Origin of the sequence: Porphyrobacter sp. TH134 (assembly GCF_002855495.1) — a bacterium.
Lineage (GTDB): Bacteria > Pseudomonadota > Alphaproteobacteria > Sphingomonadales > Sphingomonadaceae > Erythrobacter.
This window is the reverse complement of the sequence record NZ_PKRO01000095.1, coordinates 1-1542: the sequence shown is the minus strand read 5'-3', so window position 1 is coordinate 1542 and position 1542 is coordinate 1. Positions and strand designations below refer to the sequence as shown.

The 1542-nt window shown below is 64.3% G+C and carries 2 protein-coding genes and 1 pseudogene; all 3 read right to left on the bottom strand.

Annotation, left to right across the window (positions count from 1 at the left end; all coding sequences use genetic code 11):
- A pseudogene (locus C0V72_RS16065) lies at positions 1–548 on the bottom strand (chromosome segregation ATPase); the annotation flags it as partial.
- Between the two features lie 302 nt (positions 549–850).
- The gene (locus tag C0V72_RS16060) at positions 851–1273 is read right to left on the bottom strand and encodes a hypothetical protein (RefSeq protein ID WP_101795127.1); all 423 of its coding nucleotides are present in this window, start codon (positions 1271–1273) and stop codon (positions 851–853) included.
- An 11-nt stretch (positions 1274–1284) separates the two neighbouring features.
- Positions 1285–1542, bottom strand: a 258-nt coding sequence (locus C0V72_RS16055) for a zincin-like metallopeptidase domain-containing protein (RefSeq protein ID WP_267893453.1), incomplete at its 5' end; no start/stop codon positions are given.

Genomic DNA, 1542 nt, shown 5'->3' with positions numbered 1-1542 from the left:
GGCGTTCCTTCGGGCACCGCCGCACGGCGCTTGGCCTCGGCACGGGCACGCAGGAAATCGCGACCTTCGACGAGCGCCGAGGTCATCATGGCGCTGTGATTGAAGCGCGAACTGGAGACCGGCTTCCAGGAGGAACCGAACTCGTTGAGGTACAGGGTTGCTGCGACCTCGCGCATCTCTTCGAGCGCCAGCATCGCGCTTTCCGCGCATTGTGCCCGCTCGACCTGGGTCTCAAGATCATGGGTATGAACCTCGGATCCATCGGCCGTCGCAATCAGCGCGCGGACCTCGTCGGTCGCCCGGTCAAGGGTAGTCGATTTGCGGGTCGCAGAACGGTGGAAGATGTTGACGAAGGCCCAGCCGAGATCCTCTGCATCGGCTTCAAGAGCGGTCCCGGACACCATGGCGAAGAGATCGGACCAGACCGCTTCGAGGGTTTGGACGACTGCGTCGCGAACCGGGAAATCGCTTGTCGATACGGGAGCAGGACCGATGGAAAAGCCGGCGAGATCGAGCCCGGCGAGTTGATCGGCGAATGACGTGTGCATGGGGATATCCTCCTGACTGGCATGACACCGACGCACCCGTTCTTGGTTGCGCCAGCGAGAGCCCGTCAGGGCCAGCTTCAGGCAGGATTGCGCACCCGTCAGGGGGAACCCGGCTTGGCGGGCTGGCGCGGGCAGGCCTTCAGCCCGAAGGGCCAGGGCCAACACGGGCCCGTCCAAGCCGGGTTGCGCAAGACTGGCGGCTGGCCCAGGGCCTCTTTCGCATGGCGCCAGACCATGAGCGGCCGGCAAAGCTCAGTCAGGGATGGCAACCCAAAGCGCTGCTTCTGGCCAACTCGCAGACCTCAAGCTGCGCGCCTGGTGTAGACCCCCTCGCCGTTCGACATGTGCCCGAGGCAACCGTAGTCGCCGAACATGGCATCGAAGCGGGATGCGATCTGGGACAGCCAGCGCCTTGCCCGCGGTGACCGGGCCGTGCGCCAATCGGCGTCCCAATAGGCTCGGTCTTCGCGTTCGACGATCCAGATAGCCACCAGCCCTCCGTAGACCGATACGCCGAAATCCGCGTAGGCATTGCGCATGAGGATCCGGTCTTCCCGGCCGCGCCATCCGTCATGCGGGATCAGCGACGGGAAGGCTTGGGTGGCTCGCTCGCGCAGGTCCTCGCGCAGCCATTCGTACTCGAATTCCCAGTCGTCCTCAGCTTCGACCTCGAGCACAGTGAATGCGACGATTGCGCCGCTGGGATAGCTGACAGATCTGCCCATGACATCCTCCCTCAGGCCGCAAGCGCAGCGTCGCCTGACGCATCGTCAAACTGCTCAGGAATAACCCCTCCGCCGAGCTTCAGCAGCAGGCTCGAAGCTTCCTCGGCCTTGGCCGCAGCAGTCAGAATGGCGCGGTCGTCGTCCTTCAGCAGCTTGAGCCAGTGCTCAATATAGCTGGCGTGATTGTCGAGATGTGTGACCGGCAGCCCCAGCTCAGCACCCAGCATGGCGCTGGAGAGTTCGGCGACCAGTTCCTCGGCGGCATAGGC

Coding starts and splice junctions, on each gene's coding strand:
- C0V72_RS16060 (WP_101795127.1), bottom strand. CDS start 1,273: ATGGGCAGATCTGTCAGCTATCCCAGCGGCGCAATCGTCGCATTCACT.